16 protein-coding genes are annotated in these 24,870 nt (G+C 60.6%); 1 reads left to right on the top strand and 15 read right to left on the bottom strand.

What is annotated here, in order from left to right; genetic code table 11:
• Nucleotides 1-94: 94 nt before the first annotated feature.
• From PMI11_RS11385 to PMI11_RS11320, 14 genes are all read right to left on the bottom strand, one after another.
• On the bottom strand, nucleotides 95-2,146 hold the full coding sequence (locus tag PMI11_RS11385) for an alpha-L-fucosidase (protein WP_007816863.1): 2,052 nt from the start codon (nucleotides 2,144-2,146) through the stop codon (nucleotides 95-97).
• 4 nt (nucleotides 2,147-2,150) lie between these two features.
• Nucleotides 2,151-2,972 (bottom strand): carbohydrate ABC transporter permease, encoded by an 822-nt coding sequence (locus PMI11_RS11380; RefSeq protein ID WP_007816861.1) that lies wholly within the window; start codon nucleotides 2,970-2,972, stop codon nucleotides 2,151-2,153.
• On the bottom strand, nucleotides 2,969-3,928 hold the full coding sequence (locus PMI11_RS11375; protein WP_007816859.1) for a carbohydrate ABC transporter permease: 960 nt from the start codon (nucleotides 3,926-3,928) through the stop codon (nucleotides 2,969-2,971). The genes PMI11_RS11380 and PMI11_RS11375 overlap by 4 nt, the downstream gene beginning before the upstream one ends.
• Nucleotides 3,928-5,235: an ABC transporter substrate-binding protein gene (locus tag PMI11_RS11370; RefSeq protein WP_007816853.1), complete on the bottom strand. Its 1,308-nt coding sequence runs from the start codon at nucleotides 5,233-5,235 to the stop codon at nucleotides 3,928-3,930. Before PMI11_RS11370 ends, PMI11_RS11375 begins: the two co-directional genes overlap by 1 nt.
• A 308-nt stretch (nucleotides 5,236-5,543) precedes the next feature.
• On the bottom strand, nucleotides 5,544-8,831 hold the full coding sequence (locus PMI11_RS11365; protein ID WP_007816851.1) for a GH36-type glycosyl hydrolase domain-containing protein: 3,288 nt from the start codon (nucleotides 8,829-8,831) through the stop codon (nucleotides 5,544-5,546).
• 174 nt (nucleotides 8,832-9,005) lie between these two features.
• Nucleotides 9,006-10,481, bottom strand: coding sequence for a siroheme synthase CysG (gene cysG, locus PMI11_RS11360; RefSeq protein ID WP_007816849.1), 1,476 nt, complete (start codon nucleotides 10,479-10,481; stop codon nucleotides 9,006-9,008).
• A complete protein-coding gene (locus PMI11_RS11355; protein ID WP_037071163.1) occupies nucleotides 10,453-13,107 on the bottom strand; it encodes a nitrate reductase in 2,655 nt (884 codons plus the stop codon). Before PMI11_RS11355 ends, cysG begins: the two co-directional genes overlap by 29 nt.
• Nucleotides 13,107-13,436 carry a nitrite reductase small subunit NirD gene (gene nirD / locus PMI11_RS11350; protein WP_007816845.1) on the bottom strand — a complete coding sequence of 110 codons (330 nt, stop codon included), beginning with the start codon at nucleotides 13,434-13,436 and terminating at the stop codon, nucleotides 13,107-13,109. Before nirD ends, PMI11_RS11355 begins: the two co-directional genes overlap by 1 nt.
• Nucleotides 13,437-13,447: 11 nt before the next feature.
• Entirely contained in the window at nucleotides 13,448-15,898 is a 2,451-nt protein-coding gene (gene nirB, locus PMI11_RS11345) for a nitrite reductase large subunit NirB (RefSeq protein WP_007816843.1), read from the bottom strand.
• Between the two features lie 3 nt (nucleotides 15,899-15,901).
• Entirely contained in the window at nucleotides 15,902-16,699 is a 798-nt protein-coding gene (locus tag PMI11_RS11340; protein WP_007816841.1) for an ABC transporter ATP-binding protein, read from the bottom strand.
• A gap of 20 nt (nucleotides 16,700-16,719) precedes the next feature.
• Entirely contained in the window at nucleotides 16,720-17,601 is an 882-nt protein-coding gene (gene ntrB, locus PMI11_RS11335; protein ID WP_007816839.1) for a nitrate ABC transporter permease, read from the bottom strand.
• Nucleotides 17,602-17,660: 59 nt separating this feature from the next.
• A complete protein-coding gene (locus PMI11_RS11330) occupies nucleotides 17,661-18,959 on the bottom strand; it encodes a CmpA/NrtA family ABC transporter substrate-binding protein (RefSeq protein WP_007816837.1) in 1,299 nt (432 codons plus the stop codon).
• A gap of 360 nt (nucleotides 18,960-19,319) precedes the next feature.
• Nucleotides 19,320-20,603 (bottom strand): CmpA/NrtA family ABC transporter substrate-binding protein, encoded by a 1,284-nt coding sequence (locus tag PMI11_RS11325; RefSeq protein WP_193385603.1) that lies wholly within the window; start codon nucleotides 20,601-20,603, stop codon nucleotides 19,320-19,322.
• Between the two features lie 37 nt (nucleotides 20,604-20,640).
• Nucleotides 20,641-21,228, bottom strand: a complete 588-nt coding sequence (locus PMI11_RS11320; RefSeq protein WP_007816832.1) for an ANTAR domain-containing response regulator — start codon at nucleotides 21,226-21,228, stop codon at nucleotides 20,641-20,643.
• A 248-nt stretch (nucleotides 21,229-21,476) separates the two neighbouring features.
• Between PMI11_RS11320 and PMI11_RS11315 the strand changes: the two genes are divergently transcribed.
• Nucleotides 21,477-23,780: an FdhF/YdeP family oxidoreductase gene (locus PMI11_RS11315; protein WP_007816829.1), complete on the top strand. Its 2,304-nt coding sequence runs from the start codon at nucleotides 21,477-21,479 to the stop codon at nucleotides 23,778-23,780.
• Here PMI11_RS11315 and PMI11_RS11310 read toward each other — a convergent pair.
• Complete coding sequence (locus tag PMI11_RS11310) at nucleotides 23,752-24,786, bottom strand: LacI family DNA-binding transcriptional regulator (RefSeq protein WP_007816827.1); 1,035 nt, start codon at nucleotides 24,784-24,786, stop codon at nucleotides 23,752-23,754. The two genes, PMI11_RS11315 and PMI11_RS11310, sit on opposite strands and share 29 nt — an antisense overlap.
• Nucleotides 24,787-24,870 lie beyond the last annotated feature (84 nt).

The following is a 24,870-nucleotide window of genomic DNA, read 5'->3' as shown; positions in this document are numbered from 1 at the left end:
GGCGCCTTTCCGTCGTATAGCCCAGCGCCCCGCCGCCCACCAGTATTGCGGGCGGCAAGAGCAAAGTCCGACGGTTCCCTTACCTCAACCTGCATCAGGCGCCTTCGAACACTACAGCGCTGTGGATGTGCAGGCGTGGCACGGTAATGTTGATGGCGTCGTCGTCGCCGGCATTCCATGCGAGATCCTCGCCGGTCATCGCATCGAAGACGCGTTTCGGTTTTGCCGGCAGACGCACTGTGGCATTGACAGGGCCGATCGCCGGAATGTCCTCGATCATTTCCATCACACGGGTCGAACCGTCATCGCCGCGCACGTCCTTGCCGCGGATCTGCGGCGGACCGTAGAGGAGATGCAGGATATGGCGATCGTGCTCGATCTGACGCGTCAAGGTCGCCCGCCCGGAGGAGGGCAGGTCGGTGACCATCGCCGGATTGGGAACGAGCCGGTTGATAAGGCCGCGAACGACATATTTGTAGAGCGGCTGACCCATCGCCCGGTAGAGCCGGAAGATCGGGTAGGCTATATAGGCCGCCCCCTTATGCTCGGTCACGGCAGCGCCGACCATCTCGGCATTTGTGTCGTCGGGCGCATGCTGGTGCGAGCAGAAATGTTTGTAGGAGCGATTGAAGTAGGATGGGAAAATACCCGCCAGGACAGTCGCACCGGCTGAGCGGACGGTTTCAGCGTCATCGTAGAAAACGAAAGCCGTTTCCGGCATGGAGGCGTCGAGGTCCTTGCCGGCCCTTACATAGCTCGGCTTGAAAGCGACGGGTGCCACGCCTCTTTCAATACCGAAGTCGATCGCGAATTTACCGCTCTCATCGAGTCCCGAATGCCAGGAAGCGATGATTTTGCCACCGCCGGCCAGATAGGATCTCAGCCGCGCGGCGAGCGTCGCATCGACGGGGATTTCGTCCGGCAGGATCAGCAAGCGGTATTGTTCGAAGCGGCCGGATATATCGAGGACATCGAAGGGGCGTTTCAGTTCCTGCAGCATCTGCGCCGCACCATCATCGCTTGGATGGTTGCGTGACCCCTTGGGGTTCATATGTTCGGCCGAGAGGATGGCGATCTCGGAGATCTGCTTTGCGCCTTCCAAGAAGGGTTCGAGCTTTTCGACCCGATGATAGGCCGGCGCGATCGAGGCATAAGTGTCGGGGTTGATTGCGCCATTCGGATGCAGCTGGTCGCCGACCAGGCATTTGGAGCCGAGCGCGATCATCTGAGCGCATTCATATTCCAACGCATCCGGATGCTTGAAGCCGCCGAATTCGCCCCAGGATGTGTGGAACTTGCCGGTATGAGCGAGGAAATCCATGCCGAGTGTGGCCGCGTAACGGGCGCTCGACGGGAAATGGTCGTAGCCCCAGCCGCCGGTCGGCAGGCTTTCGAGCTCGAGATGCGAATAGGTCGAAAAGCGTTCCGGCCCCTGCTTGTGGATATGGCCGCAATTGTAGAACACGCGCAGGCCCGGAAACTCTGCAAACAGCGCCTCGCTGGTCTCGCGACGGAACTGCTCGTTGACCGCCTCGTCATTCTTCAGGCGATCGGCCGGATCTTCCGGGTCAAGACCCTCGCATTGCATGCGCTCGATGCAGGCCGGGCAGACGCAATCCGGTGTCAGGATGATATCGAAGAAAAGCCCCTGTGTCGGATAGTTCTGGGCAACTTCGCGCGCCTGTTCGAGGATGTAGTGCCGCAGGCCCGCATGATTGAGGCAAAGTGTATGCCATGCCGGGCTCAGTTGCTTGCCGGCTGAAGGGTCTGCCGGCCTATCGTGATGATAGCGGTTCGAGGCGCTCATGGCCCGCCATTCGGGATGTTCGCGCGCCGTCAGCTCGTCCCATTGCACGGAGATGTAGATCGGGCTTTCGATATCGGCGGCAGACAGCGCCTTTACCATGTCGCCGAGCAGATCCGGACGGGCAAGCTGCGGATGCGGCTTGCCGACCTTGGTCGGATAGTAGGACCAGCCGTGATGGCACTTGGCAAAAATGGTGATGGAATCGACATGCGCTGCCTTTAGCGTCGAGACGAAGGCATCCGGATCGAAATCGGCGCCGATGCCGGGAATATGTTCCGACGTATGGAAATCGAGATGGATCTGGCGGTAGCGGAGCGGCTTGTTTGTGGTCTTGGGCATGGTCCTATTCCTTTGCGCCGGTGCGGGTCTGCGAGCCGGCGGCGAACTGACGTTGGAAGACAAGGAAGACGAGCAGGGGGACGATGGTGGTGATGATGGCGGCCACCGATCTCAGGTCCCAATTGATCTCGTAGCTGCCGGAAATGCGGGCAAGCAGCACGGGAAGGGGCACATCGCTGCGCAGGAAGAGCATGGGCAGCAGCAGGGCGTTCCATGTCCAGAGGAACTGCAGGATGCCGACGGCAAAGATCGGCGAAAGGCTGTTCGGCAGCACCACATGGCGGAAGGTCGCAAGCGGCCCGCAGCCGTCGATCTTGGCGGCCTCCACGAGTTCGCGCGGAAAATCCTCGAAGAAGTTTTTGACGAGGAAGATCGACCAGGCGAAGGACAGCCCGACATAGGGGATGAGCACCGACAGCATGTTGTCGATCAGCCCCATGTCGCGCCAGAGCGTGAAGAGCGGAATGATGACGACCTGCTGCGGCAACACGAATGCATTGATGATGATGATCAGCAGCAGCCGGCGGAAGGGGAATGTCAGGAAATGGAAGGCATAGGCGGCCGCCGGCGTCAAAAGCATGGTGAGCGCCGTCGCAATGCCTGCCGTCTTCATCGTCACCCACATCGAGTCTGCGAGCGGATATTTGTCCCAGACGCGGCGCCAGGCATCGAAGGTCAGATCGAAATGATCGAAGCGCCACCAGCCCAGCGAGACGCCTTCGGGCGGGCGCAGCGACGTTACGACGATGCCGATGATCGGGATCACCCAGATGAAGGCGACGATGCCGACGACGACGATAATCCAGCGAGGAGCCTTGCCGATCATTTCGCACCTGCCGTTCGCTGGATGATGGCGGGGATCGAGACGATGAGGACCGCAAGCAGCAGGATGACGGTCGCGGCCGCGCCATAGCCCAGTTTGAACTGGGTCATGGATTCCCGGTACATGAAGTAACCGACGGTTTCCGTCGAGCGCACCGGCCCGCCGCCGGTCAGGATATAGATGATGTCGAAGGCGCGCAGAGCCGTCAGCAGGTTGATGAAGACGGCGACACGCACGCCCGGCATCGACAGCGGCATCATGATATGTCGCATGGTCGAGACCGGCTTGGCGCCATCCATATAGGCTGCTTCGAGCACAGATTTCGGGATTGCCTGTATGGCTGCTAAGATCAGCATTAGGGGCAGACCGACGCCGCTCCAGGAAGCCGCGACGATCAGCGCCCAGAGGGCCGTGTTGGCATCCCCTAACCAGGCATGCGCAAAGCCCGGAAAGCCCAGAAGCTGGATCAGCGAATTGAGCAGGCCGCCGGCATCCGCCCTGTAAATGCCGATCCACATATAGCCGGAAACCGCTTCCGAAATGCCGAATGCCGCAAAGATCATCACACGGAAGGGCAGGGTCTGCTGCGGAGCAAAAGCGCACAGCATCGCCAGGATCCAGCCGATCGTCACCGAGATGACGGTCGTGCCGATGGTGAAGATCAAGGTCGTCAGCAGCGTGTTGCGGAAAGCCGCGTCGGCAAAGAGCCGCGCATAATTTCCGAAGCCGATGAAAACAGGCTTTCTCAGCCCCTGGATGTCCCAGAAGCTCAGCCGGATCGTCTCCACCAGCGGGTAGATCACGGCAATCGCAAACAACACGATAACCGGGGCAATCAGGATCAGTGCGGCGGGCGTGTTCCTGAGCAGACGCCGACGGCCCTTGATGCCAGCCGCCAGCGGAGAACCCTGCATCACGCCCGCCGCTTCCCGCACCGGGGAAGCGGAGGTGCTAGCCATCAGTAGGAACCCTGGGCCTTGGTTTCGATAGCCGCAAGAACCGTGTCGATATTGGCATCGGATGGATCTTGCAGGAATTTCTGCAGCTGGACGCGATATTCGTCGACGAGATCGCCGGGCAGGAGATCCCCGAGCACGAATTGCAGCTTCGAGTTTGCAACAGCCTGTGTCGCCACTTTCTGCGCTTCGCCATAGAGCGAGGCATCGACATTGCTGCTCGGCGAGGCATAACCGGCCTTGGCGAGAATATTGGCGGCATTCGCGCTCGTCCAGAAATCGAGAAAGGCGTCGGCCGCCTTCGGATTGGGGCCGTTCGTCGTCACCAGTAATTCCTTGGCATCGACGCTCGATGTATCATCATGGCCCATGCCGAGCGACGGGAACTGGAAGAGGCCGTAATCCTTGCCTTCGACCAGCTTGTAGTCGTTCTTGGCGCGGTTGTTCATCCACATGCCGATCAGCAGATAGTTCTTGGCATTGGCCTGGAAAATCTGGTCAGCTTCGCCGTCCCAGTCATTGGCGAGCATCGTGTTCGGCGCGCCGCAGCATCCGGATGTCAGCATCTGGGCATATTTGGTCAGCGCCGTCTTCACAGCGGGATCGGTCCAGGGGATCTCATGGGCGGCGAGCTTCGTCGCCGTCTCGACGCCTGCGGTCCTCAGCAACAGGGTTTCGAACCATTCGGCATGCGCCCAATATTTACCGGGAATGGCAACCGGGGCCGCATAACCGGCTTGGGTCAGCTTCGAAAAGGACGCGACAAATTCATCCCACGTCTTCGGCGGCTCGGTAATGCCGGCCTTGGCGAGATGTTCCTTCTTGTACCAGATGCCGGAGCGGTCACCGAACGTGTAGGTCAGGCCATAGGTCTTGCCATCTATGGCGCCGAGGTCTTTCCAGGACTGGCTGATCAGCTTGTCCCAGCCGAAGGACTTCCATTGGTCATCGACCGGCCGCAGCATGCCGGCATCGGCGAGCTCCTTGCGGAAGGCCGGCCAGGTGTTGATCAACACATCGACGACTTCTCCGCCCATCAGCGCGGTGCGGATACCGCCACGCATGTCACCCTGGCCGGTGACCACGACTTCGCGGATCGTCACATTGGGATATTTCGCCAGAAAGGCCTTCTGGATCGAATGCATCATGTCGAGCTCGGAGCCCCCGAGCCAGTTCAAAATGACGAGTTCGCCACTCACCGCATCCTGCGCCCGTGCCGCACCTGCTACGGCCAGCAAGGCGGTGCTTCCTGCCCCTGCGAGCAGGGTGCGACGACGAATTTCGGGCATAAATCTACTGCTGCTGGTCATGTCACGTCCTCCCAAACGTTGACTACTGCCATCTGGCATTCAATTTAATTGAAACGTTATCATCTATTTTGCGTCGAACAAGTGTTTTTATCGATAAACAAACAGAATGCGCATAAGCTGTTGAGATATATAAATTATATAAGAGAAGCTTAGGTGGCCTTTTCCCGAACCTTCAACGCTTCGACACCGTTGCAGGAAGAACAATTGATATGATCCGTAGGGTTTCGTGTTGGTGCAGTCGCGCAAAAGACGACGGCAGGCCGGTAAGGGCCTGCCGTTCATGACACATAGGGTGATGTTGATTAATCCTAGCGCTTTGGTGCCTTCGACGGCACTTTCAGCCGGCGCCAGGGCGCATGATCCGTCTTGATGGTGATCGAGGCGGAAGACGGCAGCAGCGGCAGGCGCCTGCGCCGCCCGAAGCGGCGCTTGAAGCCGAGGATGTTTTCGACGAAACTCCGGGCATAGAGACCGGGGCCGCTAGAATAGATGCGCCAGCCGCCATCGACGTCGATCTCACCCTTCTTGACCTGGTCCCAGTCGCTCGTCGCCTGATAGCGATCAGGGAAGGCGGCATCGCTGCTGCTGAAATAGGTATTGCGCTGGCGCAGCGACGCATGTGGCAGGGCGTCCGTGACAGCGATTGGATTGACGAGGCCGATCGTCTTCCAGAGAGCCTTTGCATCCTCGGCGATTGCCAATGTCTCGCAGTAGCGTAGATGCGCATGCGCATACATGAGGCCGATCTCGCGGCCGAAGAAGGATGAGGATTCCGCGCGCCGGAACAGTGTTTCCGGACCGCCGGCATAGGTTGCGGGCTTTTCCATCAGGCGTACGCCATCGGGAAAGAGCAGGTGCTTTTCGATCAGTTTCATGTGCACCTGTCGCTGCTCAGGCGTGAACAGTTTGCCGAGCATGGCCTGCGTCATCGAAATCAGCGAATAGTGCAGCCCGGTGCGCTGGTCGTCTGGATGCAGCAGCAGCTCGACGCTATCATGGGTGGGATCGAAGATACCGTAGCCGGCGACGACACCATCGCGGATGAGGTGTTTGTTGAAGTCGCGCCGCATTGCGGTGGCGATTTTGCGCAGTTCCGTGGCGTCAGCACCCTTCCCGATCCGGCGAAGGATGGCGGAATAGCGCACGATCTGTTCGTAGAGCAGGGACACGGTCCAGCTGCTCACCATCCAGTCGCGCAGATGCGGATCGGCTGGCTGCAGGGAATCATTCCAGTCGCCCTCGCCATATCGGATCAGATGCGTGCCGGGAATGAAGCGTTCGCGCACGGTGTCGAGCAACTTGTCGACGTGCACGGCGATCGTATCGGCCGGTGCCCTGCCCATGGTCTTGTCGTCGCGCCAGGCGACCTTCTCATCGAGGATGGCAAGGTCGCCGGTCGCTTCGATGTAGTCGCAGAGCGCCTTCAGCGGCCAGACGACAATATCGCCGTGGCTGTCACCGGAGCGGATATTGGAATAGGGCTCCAGCATGAACCATTGCGGCCAGTCGCCTTTTTCGAGGTACTGCTCGCTGAAGACTGTCTTCACCACTTCCTTGGCTTCGCGGTCATGCTCATAGGCGAGCAGGAATTCCACCGGTCCCTGGCAGGCATCGCGCGTGCCCCAGGCCGCACCCGTATATTGCTCCAGCCCGTGCGGTATGCTCAGATGTACGATCGCATCGTGTGCGAGCCAGGGCAGGATCGCGGCATGCGCCACCGCCTCGGCTTTGGGCTTGTCGAGTGTCAGGCTGCGAATGGCGTGCTGCCAGAAACGCGAAGCTGGAACGAGCATCGCCTCCTGCGTGACACCGCCTGCATAGCGTTCGGCCAGACGCTCGGCCTCTGCCATGTCCGTCATCGAGCCGACGACGGCGAAGGCGAGCGATTGTGTCTCGTGGGAGCGCAGGGCAATGTAGGCGCCGTTGCGGGCAACGCCATCCTCGTAAAGAAGCTCATCGCCGCCGACAGCCTCGACGGCGTCAGGCGTGGAGCTCACCAGCCAGTAGCTGGCATCGGGAAAACGCTCGCCCCAGAGCCAGTGCGGGTCCGGGCGGAAGCGGATGCGCTTGGTTTCATCGTCGAATTCGGCGTAGCCGCTTGTGTCATATTCACGCTCGCCGAGAACGAGGTGGCCGAAGACCAGGAAGCGGCAGGGCTTGCCCTCGACGGAGACGGCCCATTGCATGGCGGGATCTTCGCCTGACGCTGCCGCCGTGACGGTGATGGTGCGGTCGCCAAGGCGATAGATCCAACGGCAGTCGCTGAGGCCCATGTCGAAGGCTGAAGGCACGCCGAGAAGCTGCCAGCCCTGACCGGCATCGGCAAGAATGCGTAGCCCGCTCGTCCGCGTCAGATTGTAGGGCTCGCGCGAGACGGAAAACAGCTTGTGGAAGGACGTGTTGCCGATCGTCAGCTGCGCGGCAAATATGCCCTGCATCCAGCAGGTCGATGCCAGTGTCACATCGTCGAGCAGCATGTTCTGGCCGCTGCGCACGATCGCGCCGTGACGGCGCGCCACCTGCAGATCCTTCTCCTGCAGAACCACGTGACGGTTGAGAGCACCCTCGGGCACGAAGAAGGAGATGAGTTTTCCGTCGACGCGCTCTTCGAGCATGCGCTCGGGATAGAGGCGGGCGAGCGTCTTGTCGTCCAGCGCCTCAACGGTGAGCAGTCCGGCATCCTGCAGGATGCTGCGCGACGGCACTTGCCCAGCCGGACCTGATGCCTTCTTTGCGATGGCACGCAGATGGTCGAGGCGAGAAAGATCGCTATTGTCGGAGGCTGCCTGATGATCGTTGAGGAACAGGCCGAAGAAGGTCGCGGTCACGCCTTCGGCAGAAATGGAGAGCGGTTTGGACTGAAGGGCCGGGCAGGCCATTTCATGTTGCCGGCGTTGGCTTGGCAGGTCGCTGCCGAAGGGACCAACCAGAAGGTCGTCCTTGCCGGCGGCCGATTTGACCAGCTGGATCGCATCGGTAGCGTAAGCGGCAACACCTTCTAGGCAACCCTGTGCGAGCCACGGATTGCGCCCGCCGCCCTGCTTGAGGTTCTGCCGGTTCATCACCACAGGCCCGAAGGCCGGATGCTCGGCGATGTGATGGTCGACATATTGCGAGGCATAGGCTTCGCTGTTCATCAGGAAACCGCGGTCGCCGAGGCCGATATCCTGAACCAGAACGAGATCGGCCGGCAGCCTTTCCTTACCGGAATGCGTTAGCGTGACATGCCAGAACCATGTCGTTTCGGAGGGGGCAAGCACGAGGCTCACATGATAGCGGATGTCTCCGATGTCGCCGCTCCAGGAGAAGCCTGCCTCACTATGGCCGAAGCGACCCTGCGCCCGAGGTCCGACGATCTCTGCAACGGCAGGCTTCTTGCCGCCGATCCGCAGATAGAGGCGTCCGACACTGCCGGAAAGCGGCGATCCCTGGATTTGATTGATCTGCACCGATCCGAGGCTATCGCCATAATCGATGGAAAACAGCGTGCCGTTCAGTAGCGCCGATATGGAGAGGCCGGAGCCGTTAGCGATCGTCAGAAGACCAAGATCGTCGCGGCGGGGCATCTGCAATTTGCGGTTCAGTTTCGAGGGCATGTGAGATCTCGCGTCGCCTGAAAGGGAATCGAAGAATGACGGAGAACATGTTTGAGCGAAATTCTGCCTCTTGTCATTGATTAGATCATGGTCTGCGGTCGGATCGTTGACCTGTCGATCTCCCGTCAATCCACGAGTTCTATGATATCGGTCCCGGAGAGGCCTGGCGTCTCATTAAGCCTGGGCCGCAACAGGCAGATAGTCTTCCTTCGCTTGATCACAAGCAGCAAAAACCTCTCCGACGCCGATCAGCACGGGCCGGTCGAGGCCGATTCCGGCCATGGCTGAAGAAAGATCATTGAGACTGCCGCCCCAGCGCCGCTCGTCGGCATTGGCAACAGAGCTGACGATCACGACGGGCGTTTTTGCATCGAGGCCGGCCTCGATCAGCTTGTTCTGGATCGCTCCAGCAGTGCGTCCGCCCATGTAGAAGATCGTCGTTTTTCTTGTGTCTGCGATCGCCTGCCAGTCGATCGTGTCAGGCAAGTTGCCGTGACGCGAATGTCCGGTGACGAATTGGACGCTCTGCGCATGATCGCGATGCGTCAAGGACACGCCGAGCCGCGACGCCATCGCGCTGGCCGCCGTGATGCCGGGGATGACCTCGACCGGGATATTATGCTGCTTCAGATAGGCGATCTCCTCGCCGGCGCGGCCGAAGATCATCGGGTCGCCAGATTTCAGCCGGGCAACATTCTTGCCGGCCTTGGCGAAGGTCAGCATCATCTCGTTGATGTCTTCTTGGCGGCAGCTTGTGCGTCCGCCACGTTTGCCGACGAGCAGGCGCTTTGCCTCGCGCCGCGCCAGTTCCAGAACCTCATCCGACACCAGATCATCGAACAGGATGACATCGGCGGCCTGCAATGCCCGCACGGCCTTCAGCGTCAGATATTCCGCATCGCCCGGACCGGCGCCGACAAGTGTCACCCGCCCGACGGGGCACGCCCGAGCTGGCCTTTCCACATCGGCAAGCAGATCGCGAGCGCTTGCTTCCGTCGGTTCAGCTCCGAAAGCGCGATCGACAAAACGCTCCCAGAAGGCGCGGCGCTCTGCGCCGGGCTTCAGACGAAGGGCGATTTCTTCGCGCAGTGACTGGGCAAGCACCGCCCAGGACTTCAGGGATGTCGGCAGCAGCGTCTCGATGCGGCGGCGAATGGCCTGGGCGAGAATGGGGGCGGCGCCATCCGTCGAGATCGACACCACGACAGGCGAGCGGTTGACGATGGAACCGAACTGGAACTGGCAGAAAGCAGGCTTGTCGATGATGTTGACGGGAACGCTGGCTCGCTGCGCCGCTTCGAAAAATGTTCGAGCCTCGGCCTCATCCTCGCAGTCCGCTATGGCAAGCGCCGCGCCTGCAAAAATATCTTCGCTCCATGCCGTCGGATGGTAGATAAACGCACCATCCGGATGCGATGAGCCGCGCTCAATGAGGGTGACACAGGCTTCGCCGAGGTGCTCGGCATAGATATCGACCTTCGCACCGCAGGCGGCCAGCAGTTCCGCCTTCCAGGCACAGGCATCCGAGCCGCCAACGACGATCACCCGTTGCGCGGCAAGCGACCAGAAGACCGGCAGCTTGGCAAGCGGCGCCATGCGGGCGGGCGCCCGGTCGGCAACATTATTCGGCAGCGTCTGCAACACAGGCATTGATGATCCCCCTGATTTCGGCGCGGCAAGAACCGCAATTGGTGCCGGCCTTGAGTTCGTTGCCAATCGCTTCGACGCTGCGGCAGCCGGAGCGGACGGCGGCGACGATCTGGTTGACGCCGACGCTGAAACAGGAACAGACCGTCGCACCCGGATCCGGCCTGTCGGCGCCCGGCCGGCCGGCGATGATGGCAAAGCGGCGCCGCAGATCGCTGTGATCGGCGGTCAGCTGCGACACCGCCCAGTTGCGCGCGACGGCAACCGGCTCCCTTGCAAGGAAGAGCGCGGCCAGCAGCCTCTCTCCGTCGAAGAAGGCGATCCGCCGGTCGCCGGATTGCTGGTCGGCGTAACCTAGGGGCTCGATATGGTCGGCAATGCCGAAGCTCTTCCGGCTCCAGGCCGTCCAGTCTTCGATGCCGTCGTGGAACGCAAGCTCCAACCGCCATCCGCCATCGGCCTTGGCGAGTGCCCAATAGTCCGCGCCCGCCACATCAGGCTTTGCCATGCTGACGGCGAAGCCGTAAGTGGCAGCGCGATAGCGGCTGACGGCAACCGCGACATTCTTCGAGGCGGGCTGACCAGAAACGGGGTCCGTCGCGGGTTTGACGACGGCACCGATCCGCGCCTCAGCCGAATTCTGGTCGCTCCAATGCATCGGCACAAAAACGCTGCCGCGTGCCTGCCGGTCGGTCACCAGCGCGCGGATGATGGCCTTGCCATAGCTGCTCTCGATCTGCACGAGGGCGGCATCGGCCACGCCGAGTTCCATCGCGTCACACGGATGGATTTCCGCAAAAGGCTCGGCGATATGGGATGACAGCCGCGCGCTCTTTCCCGTTCGCGTCATGGTGTGCCACTGGTCGCGGATGCGGCCGGTATTCAGCGTGAAGGGATAGGCCGAATCTGTTCTGTCGGTTGCTGTCGCTTCGACGGCGACGAAACACGCCTTGCGATCGGGATGGAAGAAACCACCCTCGGCGAAGAACCGCGTTTCCCTTTTTTCCGTTCCGGAAGGCTGCGGCCACTGGAATGGTTTCAGTGCGTCATAGGCTGGTGCTTCCATCTCGGCGTAGGCGCCGATGTCGAAGTCGCGGCTGCCATCATTCTCGAAGGCGGAGAGTGCCGCGTGCTCGGCGAAAATATCGGCCGGAGACGTGTAGTCGAAGGCGTTAAAGCCCATCCGGCGACCGACCTCTGCCATCTGCCACCAGTCGGCGCGCGCTTCTCCCGGCAGAGCGAGAAAGGGGCGTTGCCTCGATATGCGACGTTCCGAATTGGTGACCGTTCCGTCCTTCTCGCCCCAGCCGAGGGAGGGCAGCAGCACATGCGCGTGCCGCGTCGTATCGGTCTCGCGCAACATGTCGGACACGACCACGAAGGGGCAGGCGGCAATCGCCGCCTCGACGCGGCGGGCATCCGGTAGGGAAACGACCGGATTGGTCGCCATGATCCAGAGCGCCTTGACGCGCCCCTCCTCGACGGCGCGGAACAGATCGACGGCCTTCAGGCCGGGTTTGGCGACAATATCAGGCGCATTCCAGAAGCGCTGCACCCGGTCGCGATCGTCAGCGCTTTCGATCGCCATATGGGCGGCCAGCATGTTTGCGAGCCCGCCGACCTCGCGACCACCCATGGCGTTCGGTTGACCGGTCAACGAAAACGGCCCCATGCCGGGTCGGCCGATGCGCGCCGTCGCCAGATGGCAGTTGATGATGGCATTGACCTTGTCGGTGCCGGAAGCGGACTGGTTGACGCCCTGGCTGTAGCAGGTGACGACCTTCTCGGTCGTCTCGAACAGGCGGAAGAACTCTCTCACCTGCATGGCTGGCAGGCCAGTGCGCTCAAGCAGGTCGTCTACCGTTAGTGCAGCGGCAGCGGCGAAGGCCGCTCCAAAACCTTCCGTGTGGGCACCGATATAGTTCTGGTCGATGGCGGGGCTTGCCGCGAGATGGGCGAGCAGTCCCATGAAGAGCGCCACGTCGCCATCCGGCCGAATGGCAAGATGCAGGTCGGCAATGTCACAGGTCATCGTCCGGCGCGGATCGATGACGACGATTTTCAGGCCCGCCCGGGCCGCCTTGGCGGCAGCGAGCCGCTGGTAGATAACCGGATGGCACCAGGCGAGGTTAGAGCCTGTCAACACGACGAGGTCGGCGAGCTCCAGATCCTCGTAGAGGCCGGGAACCGTATCCGAGCCGAAAGCACGTCGATGGCCGGCGACCGAGGAAGACATGCAGAGGCGGGAATTGGTGTCGATATTCGCAGAGCCGATGAAGCCCTTCATTAGCTTGTTGGCGACGTAGTAATCCTCGGTCAGAAGCTGGCCCGAGACATAGAAGGCGACAGCATCAGGGCCGTGTTCGGCAATGGTCTCGGAAAACCTGCTGGCGACAAGATCGAGTGCCTCATCCCAGCCCGCCTGTCTGCCATCGATTTCAGGATGGAGCAGCCGACCGTCGAGATCGATGGTTTCGGCAAGCGCCGAACCTTTGGAACAGAGCCGCCCGAAATTAGCCGGATGCTCCGGGTCGCCCTTCACTGTCACGGTGCCGGCCTCGTCAACCCGGGCGATCACGCCGCAGCCGACACCGCAATAGGGGCAGGTGGTCCTGACCTCCGCTCCCATCATTCGGCCGCCATAACGAGGCTTTCGAGCGCGATATAGAGCCTGCCGCCCTCGTTCCTGAGCGGGATCGTACGCACCGCGCCGTCATCGGCGCCGAGTGCCTTGCCGGTCTCCAGCGAAATCACCCAGTTGTGTAGTGGGCAGGTGACGGCATTTCCATGCACGATGCCCTCGGAAAGCGGCCCGCCCTTGTGCGGGCAGCGGTTTTCGATCGCATAGACCTCGTCCTCGCCCGTGCGGAAGACGGCGATATTCATATGCGGGGTCTTCACGCAGCGGGAGCCACGCAAAGGAATATCGGAGATCTCGCCGATCGGGTGCCAGTTCATGGTTGATCTCCTCACTCGGCTGCCTGATTGAAGCCGATGGTCGCCATCGGCCGGAATTCGTGCTTGTCCTTGCCGGAGACGCGCTCCGACCAGGGGTCGACCTGGGCGAACTTCTGGGAAAAGACGAAGCGCTCGTAATAGGCCTTGCGCTTGTCGTGATCCTCCATGATCTGCCGGCGGATCTCATCGAGGCCGATGCGCTTGGCCCATTTGTAGATGCGCTCGAGATAGCGGCCCTGCTCGCGATACATCTGGGTCAGCGCCACGATATGTTCGAGCGCTTCGTCCTCTGTCTTCACCAGGCCGAGCACCTCCGTGCCCTTGATGTCGAGACCTGCAGCGCCGGCGAAATGGATCTCGAAGCCGGAATCCACACAGATGACGCCGATATCCTTGCAGGTGGCCTCCGCGCAGTTTCGCGGACATCCGGAGACTGCCATCTTCAATTTGGCCGGTGTCCAGGAGCCCCACATGAATTTCTCGATGCGAATGCCGAGACCGGTGGAATCCTGCGTGCCGAAGCGGCACCAGTCAGAGCCGACGCAGGTCTTCACCGTGCGCAGGCCCTTGGCATAGGCCTGGCCGGAGATGAAGCCGGCCTTGCCGAGATCGGCCCAGACGGCCGGCAGGTCTTCTTTTTCGACGCCGAGCAGGTCTATGCGCTGGCCGCCGGTCACTTTGACCATCGGGATCGCGAACTTGTCGACCACATCGGCGATGGCGCGCAGCTCGCCGGAATTGGTCACCCCGCCCCACATGCGTGGCACGACGGAATAGGTGCCATCCTTCTGGATATTGGCGTGAACGCGTTCGTTGATGAAGCGCGACTGATAGTCGTCGGCATATTCATCCGGCCAGTCACAGACGAGATAGTAGTTGAGTGCCGGGCGACATTTGGCGCAGCCGCCGGATGTCTTCCATTCCAGCTCCTGCATAATGGCGGGTATGGTCTTCAGCTTTTTCGCCTTGATCAGGCGGCGCACATCGTCATGGCCGAGTTCCGTGCAAGTGCACATAGGCTGCACGGCTTTCGGATTATAGGCATCACCCAGCGTCAAGGACATGAGCTGCTCGACAAGGCCGGTGCAGGAGCCGCAGGAGGCGGAAGCCTTGGTGTGGGCGCGCACATCATCGAGCGATGTCAGGCCCTTGGCCGTAATCGTTGAAGTGATTTTGCCCTTGCAGACGCCGTTGCAGCCGCAGATTTCCGCATCATCCGGCAAGGCTGCAACGGCCGCCATAGGGTCCAGCGGGGACCCTCCCTGATAGGCCTGGCCGAAGATCAGAGTGTCGCGCATCTCAGAGATGTCGACCGCCTTTTTCTTGAGATCGTTGAACCAGGCGCCGTCGGAGGTTTCGCCATAAAGCACCGTGCCGATAATGCGGTTGTCCTTCAGCACCAAGCGCTTGTAGACGCCCGCAGTTGCATCGCGCAGCACGATTTCCTGCCGGTCATCACCGTCGGCGAAATCACCCAGAGAATAGAGCTCGATGCCGGTAACTTTGAGTTTGGTCGGTGTATCGGAATGCACGAAGCCCGGCTTCGTATCGCCCGCCAGATGGGAGGCTGCCACGCGGGCCATCTCGTAGAGCGGTGCGACAAGACCGTAGACCATGCCGCCGACTTCGGCGCATTCGCCGAGCGAGTAGATGTCGCCATCGGAGGTCTGCATGCCGGCATCGACGACGATCCCGCGATTAACCGCAAGTCCGGCTTCCTTGGCGAGATTGACGTTCGGGCGAATGCCGACCGCCATGACGACAAGTGTCGCCGGAATGACCGTGCCGTTGTCGAGCTCGACGCCTTCCACTTTGCCGTTGCCGATGATCTGCTTGGTGTTGGCCTTGCAGATGACCTTGATGCCGCGTTCCTCAACTGCCTTCTGTAAGAGGTAGCCGGCGGCGGGATCAAGCTGGCGCTCCATCAGCGTCGGCATGACGTGCAATACGGTGACATCCATGCCCCGCTGGGCGAGGCCGGCGGCCGCTTCGAGCCCGAGCAGACCGCCGCCGATGACGATCGCCTTCTGCCGCGACTGGGCGGCGAGCAGCATGGCCTGCACGTCATCGAGGTCGCGATAGGTGATGACGCCGGGCAGATCCTTGCCGGGAACGGGAATGATGAAGGGCACGGAGCCGGTGGCGATGACGAGCTTGTCATAGCTCTCGGTCACACCATGATCCGACGTAACCGTCTTCCTGTCGCGGTCGATCGAGACGATCTTGTGGCCCTTGTAGAGGGTGATGCCGTGGTCGATGTACCAGCCATCGCCATGGATGACGATCTGCTCGTAGGTCTTTTCGCCCGAGAGGACCGGCGAGAGCATGATGCGATCGTAATTGACGCGCGGCTCGGCGTTGAAGATCGTGACCTGATAGCGGCCCGGCGCCTGTTCGAAGAGGTGTTCCAGCATGCGCCCAGGCGCCATGCCGTTACCGATGATGACGAGTTTTTCGGTCATGGTTTACTCCGCGGCTTCGACGAAGCGGTGACGTTCGTAGAGGAACTTCAGCACGGCTTCGCGGCATTTGAGGTAGGTTCGGTCGGAGGCGAGTTCGATACGGTTGCGCGGCCGGGCGATCGGCACGTCCAGCACTTCGCCGATGCGGGCGGCGGGGCCGTTGGTCATCATCACGATGCGGTCGGAAAGCAGTACGGCCTCGTCGACGTCATGGGTGATCATGACCATCGTATTGCCGAGCCGGGCGTGAATTTCCATCACGGCGTCCTGCAGATGCGCACGGGTCAGTGCGTCGAGCGCGCCGAAGGGCTCGTCGAGCAGAAGGATCTTCGGCTCCATCGAGAGTGCCCGGGCAATGCCGACGCGCTGCTTCATGCCGCCTGATATTTCGGAGGGGCGCCTGTCTTTTGCATGAGCCATCTGCACGAGGTCGAGATTGGCCATGACCCAGTCGTGGCGCTCCGCCTTGCTCTTCTTATTGCTGAAGACCTTCGAGACGGCGAGATTGACGTTTTCATAGACTGTCAGCCAGGGCAGCAGCGAATGGTTCTGGAAGACGACGGCGCGTTCGGGGCCAGGCTCATTGACCTCGCGGTTTTCGAGCAGCACGGCTCCCTTCGAGACAGGCGTCAGGCCGGCGATCAGGTTGAGCAGCGTGGACTTGCCGCAGCCGGAATGGCCGATGATCGAGACGAATTCGCCCTTGTCGATGACGAGGTTGATATCCTTCAACACCTCGGTGCGGGCGCCCGCCCGATCGAAATGTTTGTCGATATGGTCGAGTTTCAGATAGGCATTCATGGTCGATCCCCTCAATTGGCCTAGGCGCCGCGCGTGACGAGTTTGCCGACGGCGGACACGAGCTTGTCGAGGGCGAAGCCGACGACGCCGATATAGGCAAGCGCCACGATGATGTCGGGCAGGCGGGACGAGTTCCACGCATCCCAGATGAAGAAGCCGATGCCGACGCCGCCGGTCAGCATTTCGGCAGCGACGATCGCCAGCCATGAAAGGCCGATGCCGATGCGCAGGCCGGTGAAGATGTAGGGGGCTGCCGAGGGCAGCATGATCTTGAAGAAGAACTCGAACTGGTTGAGCCGCAACACTTCGGCGACGTTGCGATAATCCTGAGGGATATTGCGCACGCCGACGGCGGTATTGATGATGACCGGCCAGATCGAAGTGATGAAGATCACGAAGATCGCCGAAGGATTGCTGTCCTGGAAGGCCGCGAGCGACAGCGGCAGCCAAGCAAGCGGCGGCACGGTGCGCAGCACCTGAAAGATCGGATCGAGGCCACGCATCGCCCAGACCGATTGGCCGATAACGGCGCCGATGACGATGCCGGCTACGGCTGCAAGGCCGAAGCCATAGGCAACCCGCTGCAGCGAAACCAGTACGCGCCAGCCGAGACCGATATCCTGAGATCCGTAGTTGAAGAAAGGATAGGCGATCAGATCATAGCTTTCCTGCCAGACCTGGTGCGGCGATGGCAGCGAGGCGTTCGGCGAGGAACAGAGGATCTGCCAGAGGCCGAGAATGATCGCGAGAACGATCAGCGGTGGCACGATATTGCGGGCGGCAGCGACCAAAAGGAGCCGCAGATCGATCTTGCGCGCAGGCTTCTTTGCGAGATGGACGACATTGGCCGTCTTCGGCGCAACAGCCGCCTTGATGGTTTCATTCTTTGCAAGCGCTGACATACGTTCGCTCCTTCATGGAATAAAAGGCCGGCGCGCGCCTCACGCGCCGGAGGCGGGGGTTACGAAGCGGCCTTGATGGAGAGGCTGTCGAGATAGGCAGAGGGGTTCTCCGGATCGAAGACCTTGCCGTCGAAGAAGGTCTCCTTGCCGCGCGACGTCGAGGCCGGAATGTCGGCCGCGCCGACGCCGAGGTCCTTTGCAGCCTCGCGCCAGATGTCCTCGCGGTTGACCTTGTCGACCAGCGCCTTGATATCCGTATTCGGCGCGAGTTTGCCCCAGCGGATGTTCTCCGCCATGAACCAGGTGTCGTGGCTCTTGAAGGGGTAGGAGACGCCGCCGGCCCAGAATTTCATGTAGAGATCAGTGCCATGCGCGACCCGGCCATTGCCGTAGTTGATGTCGCCCTTCAGGCGGCCGAGCACATCCTTCGGCGGCACGTTGAACCATTGCCGCTTGCCGAGGATGGTCGCCATCTCCTCCTTGTTGTCCATGCTGTCGCACCATTGCTGGGCTTCCATGATGGCCATCAGCAGGGCCTTGGCGGCATTCGGGTTCTTTTCCACCCAGTCGGCGCGCATTCCGAGGGCTTTTTCCGGATGACCTTTCCAGAGCTCACCGGTCGTTGCCGCTGTGAAGCCGATGCCCTGGTTGACAAGCTGCTCGTTCCAGGGCTCGCCGACACAGAAGACGTCCATGTTGCCGACTTTCATGTTTGCCACCATTTGCGGCGGCGGCACGACGATGGTCGAGACATCCTTGTCCGGATCGATGCCGCCGGCGGCGAGCCAGTAGCGGATCCACAGGTCATGCGTACCGCCGGGGAAGGTCATGGCGGCCTTAACCTCCTTGCCCTCGGCCTTCTTCTTCTCGAAAGCGGCTTTCAGCTTGGAGGAGTCGAGCTGGACGCCGGTATCGGCATATTCCTTGGCGACCGAGATGCCCTGGCTGTCGTAGTTCAGACGTGCCAGCAGTGCCATCGGCACCGGTTGGTTGTTCTGGGTCACCTTGCCGGTGTGCATGAGATAGGGCAGCGGCGAGAGGATATGCGCGCCATCGATGCCATTGGCTGCGCCGCCGAGAACCAGATTGTCACGCGTTGCACCCCAGGAGGCCTGCTTCGCCACGTCGACTTCAGGAAGCCCGTGCTTTTCGAACAGACCTTTTTCCTTGGCGACGATGAGAGGCGCCGCATCCGTCAGAGCGATGAAGCCAAGCTTGACGCCGGTCACCTCAGGTGTGGCCGCAGCAGCGAAAGCGCCTGAAGGAAATGCCGTCCGAACGGCGCTCACGAGGGCGGCGGCGGCGGTGGTCTTCAGCATGCTGCGACGGCTGATCGCGGTCGTGAAAATCTTGGTCATGCGCGGGCTCCTCTGGGTGGCTGCCGGAATTTTCGAAATAAAAAAACGCCGCTCGGAGATTGCGTCCTCGGGAAGGGAGAAGTCCCGGACAGCAAAAACCTTGCGACGTCGATGTCTGTTGTAAGCGCTTATTACGCGCTCATCCCGCACCTGGTCGCCGTTGACCGGTGCGGTTTTAGTCTTGCAAGCGGCGTGCCAATTTGTTGTTGTTGCTGCAAGCTATTGAAATAAAAAGAAATTTCTTTGAGTTGTGCCTGCTGCCGCTTTTCGAAGCACGAAATTGCTCTGCAAAACTTTTGTGCGATTGCTCAGTTGCGGGTCGAAAATGCTGCAAGCGATTTATGCAATGCAGCAACCTTTTCAGGTTTCATCAGGATGCGGAATGAAGGGCAGGGCGCTCTTCACCGCAAAACCCGCAATATAGTCAGGCAGTTTCGATGGATCGAAAACATGGCCGTCCATAAAGCGGTCGGTTTCGTCGGCGCCTTCGATGCGCACGTCAGCATCGATAGGTGCGCTGCCCTCGCCCAGGGCTGTGCGATAAAGGTCCGGGCGATAGGCGGAAGCGGCTGCGCGTGCGGGGTTGAGTCCGAGTTCGGCCTGGCCCCAGCGGATCATCTGGCTGTAGATCCAGAGCGCCTGGCTCGTGCGCGGATAATTGGCAAAGCCAGAATGGAACATGAAGTAATTGTCGATGATGCGCCGGTTCCCCTTTGCATCGAGGCTGAACTCGCCGGCCAGCACATGACGGATGATGTGGACCGGTGCTGCTATGTAGCGGGCATCCGCCAGGGCCTCGGCAAGCGCATCGTGGTTTTCCGGCCGGTCGCACCAGCGTGCCGCTGCGTCGAGAGCGACAATCAGCCGTGAGACCGTTTCCGGATGGCTGTCCGCCCATTCCGGGCGCATGCCGACCACCTTTTCCGGTGCTGATGGCCAGATATCCTGTTTGGTAGCGACGATACGCCCGACACCGCGCTCTGACGCCACCATGTTCCAGGGTGCGCCGACGCAAAATCCGTCAATCGCCCCGGCGGCCAGCGCATCCGAGGTCAGCGGCGGCGGCACGACGACGAGTTTTACGTCCTTGTCCGGGTCGATGCCGCCGGCGGCGAGCCAGTAGCGGAATTCGTAATTATGCGAGGAAAAGGGATAGGTGACGCCGAAGGTCGGCAGTGGCTTGCCGCTTGCCTTCATCTCCGCCAGTACCTTTGCCAGTGCCTTGGCGTTTTCCAGCGCGCTGGCGCTTTCCGATAGATGAGCGGCGTCCCGCATCCTGTCGAACAGGCGGGTCGAGAGCGTGATCGCATTGCCGCCGCGCCCGAGAGAGAAGGGCGTAATCGTCGGCGATGGATTGGAGCCGAGGCCGAGCATGGAGGCAACGGGCATCGGCGAGAGCATGTGGGCGATATCGAACTGCCGGAAAGCGAGGCGGTCGCGAACGTTCGCCCAGGAGACGTCCTTGACGAGATCGAGCGTCAGGCCTTCCCGCTCAGCAAAGCCGAATTCCGCTGCGGCGATGAGCACGGAGGCATCGACGAGCGGAATGAAGCCGGCCCTCAGCGTTCTGGAGCCTTCGCCGTTGGCGCGAGCAGGCGCGGGCAGGCCGGCATCGGGATCAAGGCTTTTCGTCATCATATTCACTCCGGCTTCCTCCGGACAGTCGCAACCGGACCGGCCATCACATTAAAAGTCCTGCCGCGGTCACGACGCTCTGGGCGATGTCGGACATTTTCTTCTTCTCGTTCATTGCCGTCTGACGAAGCAATGCAAACGCTTCCTCCTCCGAAAGGCCGCGCATCTTCATCAATATGCCCTTGGCGCGTTCGACGACCTTGCGTTCCTCAAGAGCCGACTTGGCATCGGCAAGTTCGCGCTGCAGCCGGCTGAAGGCATTGAAGCGGCTGACCGCCATATCAAGAATGGGTTTGACGCGCTCCTTCTTCAACCCGTCGACGATGTAAGCCGACACGCCGGCATCAACCGCGGCCTCTATAGAGGCGGTGTCCGAGCGGTCGACGAACATGGCAATCGGCCTGCCGACGGTACGGGTCAACTGGAACAGATGCTCCATCATGTCGCGATTGGGGTTCTCGATATCGATGATGATGACGTCCGGCCGCAGCGTATCGATGATACGCGCCACGCCTTGGACTTCATGGATGACCGTCACGCGCGCATGCCCCGCCTCTCGCAGCCCCTCTTCGATGATGGAGGCGCGAATGGTGTTTTCATCGATCACAAGGATGGTCAGATCGAGCCGGCTCATGCATCATTTATGACGCAATGCAGCAAGGCGGACAAGCTAAAAAGGCAATTTATTAGGCATTCGGTGAAAATGCTTAAATAATGATCTATTTGCTTGGTATATGTGCAGTTCTTTTCTGCGTTGGGAATTTCGAAAAAGATTACGACATCCATGCCTTTGTCGGCGGCTGCGCTACCTATGCCTCAGTATAATGCACCGCCCGGACACTCGCTGTTATCGTCGGGCTATCTTGAAGACGGAGAGCGAAGATGAGCGACAAGCGTCCGGAAGGCGTTGAGGCATACAGTCACCCCGCAGGCGGATGGGATGCACTGAAAGCGGTGGCGAAAACGCTGAAGCATCAGCAGATCGTCGCGCAGGGAAGTACGACCCTGCTCAAGGCAAACCAGCCCGAAGGCTTCGACTGTCCCGGCTGCGCCTGGCCCGATCCGAAGCACACCTCTTCCTTCGAATTCTGTGAAAACGGCGCAAAGGCCATCACCTGGGAATCGACAGCCCGCCGTGTCGCGCCGGAATTCTTTGCCGAACACACGGTCTCTGAGCTTTGGGAATGGATCGATCACAAGCTCGAAGACCAGGGTCGGCTGACGCATCCTTTGAAATACAATAGCGCCACGGATAAATATGAGGCGATCGATTGGGATGATGCCTTCGGCTTGATCGGCGCAGAACTCAACAAGCTAGCAAGCCCCAACGAGGCTGAATTCTACACGTCCGGGCGCGCGTCCAACGAGGCGGCGTTCCTCTATCAGCTATTCGTGCGGGCCTATGGTACGAACAATTTCCCCGATTGCTCGAACATGTGCCATGAGGCGACGAGCGTCGGCCTGCCGCTGTCGCTCGGGGTTGGCAAGGGTACGGTGACGCTTGAGGATTTCGATCATGCCGACGCCATTTTCAGCTTCGGCCACAATCCCGGAACCAACCATCCCCGCATGATGACGACCTTGCATGAGGCGTCCCGTCGCGGTGTTCCCATCATTGTCTTCAACCCGCTGAAGGAGCGGGCGCTCGAACGTTTCGCGGCGCCGCAAAACCCGGTGGAAATGGTGACCCTGTCCTCGACACGCATTGCATCGGCCTATCATCAGCTTCGCACAGGCGGCGACCTCGCTGCCCTCAAGGGGCTGATGAAGCTGATCTTCGAGCGCGACGAGGCCGATCTCGCAGCCGGCGGTGAGGGCGTTCTCGACCGGGCCTTCATTACCGAACACACCGTCGGCATCGATTCCCTGAAGGTGGATCTCGCCAATGCCAGCTGGGCCGATATCCTCAGCGTTAGCGGCCTTACCATGGAGGCGCTGAACAGCGCCGTCGATGTTTATCTCAATGCCCGCAATGTCATTCTCTGCTACGGCATGGGGGTCACACAACACGCCAACGGAACGGCGAATGTCCAGCAGCTTGCCAATTTCCTAATGCTGCGTGGCAATATCGGCCGCCAGGGCGCGGGGCTCTGCCCGTTGCGTGGCCACTCCAATGTACAGGGGGACAGGACTGTCGGCATTACGGAAATCCCGAACAAGGCGCTGCTCGACGGCATGGAACGCGCCTTCGGTTTTCGGCCTTCTGCAGAGAAGGGCCATAATGCGGTCGAGTCCATCGAGGCAATTGCGACCGGCAAGTCCAGGGCGCTGATTTGCCTCGGCGGCAATCTGGCTGTCGCCATGTCCGATCCTGACGTCACCTTCGAGGCGATGCGCAAGCTCGATCTTGCCGTCCATATCGCCACCAAGCTCAACCGCTCGCATCTCCTGACGGCAAAGACCTCGATCATCCTTCCGTGCCTCGGGCGGACCGACCTCGACACGCAGGCATCAGGCCCGCAGTCCGTAACGGTGGAAGATTCCATGTCGATGGTGCATGCCTCGCGCGGCTTCCTCAAGCCGCCGAGCGAGTTTCTGAAATCCGAGCCCGCCATAATCGCCGGCATTGCGATGGCCACACTCGGTACAAAATATGGCATTGACTGGAACGGGCTGATCGCCAATTACGATCGAATCCGAGAAAAGATCGAAGTGGTCTTTCCGGATTTTCACGAGTTCAACAGTCGCGTCCGGGTCCGCGGCGGCTTCCGGCTCGATGTTCCGGCCGCCTATCGCGTCTGGAAGACGGCGAGCGGAAAGGCGAATTTCCTTATCGCCCCCGGTCTCGACGAAGATCCCCGCCTGAAGGACCCGACGACACTGGTGCTGACGACGCTGCGCAGCCACGACCAATACAACACGACCGTCTATGGCCTTGACGATCGATATCGCGGTATTTTCGGCCGCCGTGATGTCATCTTCATGAGCAGTCTGGATCTTGCTGAACGGGGCCTGCGTGACGGAGACCGGATCGATATCCGTTCAGCCACCGGAAACGGCGGCGGGAAAACCGTCATTGGTTTCACGGCTGTCGAGTATAATATCCCCGTCGGTTCGGTGGCCGGCTATTATCCGGAAATGAATGCGGTGATCGCGCTCGATCACTACGATCGCAAGTCGGGCACGCCGAGCTACAAGGGTGTTCCGGTCACGATCGCTAAGAGCGAGGCCCAAGCTGCTGCCTGATGGTCACGCCCGTACTTTCGCGGGCGATGACCTCGAAACCAAGATCGATCTGGCTCGGCGGCTGGTGGCTCGTCGAATTGAGAGCCGTCAGCACCTTTTCGGCGGCAAGTTTGCCCGTCTCGAAACGCCTCGTCACGATCGATGAGAGGGATGGTGACGCACAGGCAGAAAATTCCAGATCATGAAAACCGATGATGGCGATATCGTCAGGCACGCGGATGCCGCGCTTGCGGCACTCCTGCATGGCGCCGAGCGCCACGTTGTCGTCGGTGCAGAATATCGCTTCCGGGCGGTCGCCACGTTCATGCATGAAGGCCAGGAGATCGGAGCCGAGTGCAACCGAGCTGTGCCGCGGCCGCTGGGTGACGATCTCAAGGTTCTCCAAGCCCGCTTCCTGCATCGCTAGGCGATAGCCGTCGAAGCGGGACTGGGAACGATGGTCGAGATTGCCCGCCAGAAAGGCGATACGCTTGAAGCCGCGGTCGATGAGATGCTGCGTTGCTGCCTGCCCGGCGCGATCTTGCAGCATACCAATATTGAGGTCGATCGGATCGGGCGATAACTCGAATGTCTCGACAACGGGCAAATGCGCCCGCATCAGAAGCTGATGGGCAAGCGGCGTATGATGAATGCCGGCGATGATGATCGCTTCGACCCGTTGGCCGAGCAGTACCTTGATGGCATTTTCCTCTTCCTGTTCTGAATACCGGCTATTGACGACGATGACCTGAAAGCCCGCCCCGACAAGCACGTCGTGTAGAGCGAAGAGATACTCCGCAAAGATCACGTTATAGAGGGTCGGTACAATGACGCCGATTGCATGCGTGCGCGACGAGGCAAGCCGGCTGGCCGCAATATTCGGCACATAGCCGAGTTCCTGGACGGCGGCATTGACACGCAGCCGCAGCGCCTCCGAGACCGCATCGGGCTTGCGAAGTACGCGTGAAACTGTGATCGGGCTGACGCCGGCCAGAGTTGCCACGTCATCCAAGGTTATTCTTCGCATTGTCATCTCGATTTATACAGCAAACTCATGCCGATCTGTAATGTATCTCGCAATTGCGAAATATTTCCTATCGATAATTACAGT

Source organism: Rhizobium sp. CF142, from assembly GCF_000281145.1.
In the GTDB taxonomy this organism is placed as follows: domain Bacteria; phylum Pseudomonadota; class Alphaproteobacteria; order Rhizobiales; family Rhizobiaceae; genus Rhizobium.
This window is presented reverse-complemented; position numbering and strand designations above follow the sequence as displayed.

Coding starts and splice junctions, on each gene's coding strand:
- PMI11_RS11385 (WP_007816863.1), bottom strand. CDS start 2,146: ATGCCCAAGACCACAAACAAGCCGCTCCGCTACCGCCAGATCCATCTC.
- PMI11_RS11380 (WP_007816861.1), bottom strand. CDS start 2,972: ATGATCGGCAAGGCTCCTCGCTGGATTATCGTCGTCGTCGGCATCGTC.
- PMI11_RS11375 (WP_007816859.1), bottom strand. CDS start 3,928: ATGGCTAGCACCTCCGCTTCCCCGGTGCGGGAAGCGGCGGGCGTGATG.
- PMI11_RS11370 (WP_007816853.1), bottom strand. CDS start 5,235: ATGACCAGCAGCAGTAGATTTATGCCCGAAATTCGTCGTCGCACCCTG.
- PMI11_RS11365 (WP_007816851.1), bottom strand. CDS start 8,831: ATGCCCTCGAAACTGAACCGCAAATTGCAGATGCCCCGCCGCGACGAT.
- cysG (WP_007816849.1), bottom strand. CDS start 10,481: ATGCCTGTGTTGCAGACGCTGCCGAATAATGTTGCCGACCGGGCGCCC.
- PMI11_RS11355 (WP_037071163.1), bottom strand. CDS start 13,107: ATGGGAGCGGAGGTCAGGACCACCTGCCCCTATTGCGGTGTCGGCTGC.
- nirD (WP_007816845.1), bottom strand. CDS start 13,436: ATGAACTGGCACCCGATCGGCGAGATCTCCGATATTCCTTTGCGTGGC.
- nirB (WP_007816843.1), bottom strand. CDS start 15,898: ATGACCGAAAAACTCGTCATCATCGGTAACGGCATGGCGCCTGGGCGC.
- PMI11_RS11340 (WP_007816841.1), bottom strand. CDS start 16,699: ATGAATGCCTATCTGAAACTCGACCATATCGACAAACATTTCGATCGG.
- ntrB (WP_007816839.1), bottom strand. CDS start 17,601: ATGTCAGCGCTTGCAAAGAATGAAACCATCAAGGCGGCTGTTGCGCCG.
- PMI11_RS11330 (WP_007816837.1), bottom strand. CDS start 18,959: ATGACCAAGATTTTCACGACCGCGATCAGCCGTCGCAGCATGCTGAAG.
- PMI11_RS11320 (WP_007816832.1), bottom strand. CDS start 21,228: ATGAGCCGGCTCGATCTGACCATCCTTGTGATCGATGAAAACACCATT.
- PMI11_RS11315 (WP_007816829.1), top strand. CDS start 21,477: ATGAGCGACAAGCGTCCGGAAGGCGTTGAGGCATACAGTCACCCCGCA.
- PMI11_RS11310 (WP_007816827.1), bottom strand. CDS start 24,786: ATGCGAAGAATAACCTTGGATGACGTGGCAACTCTGGCCGGCGTCAGC.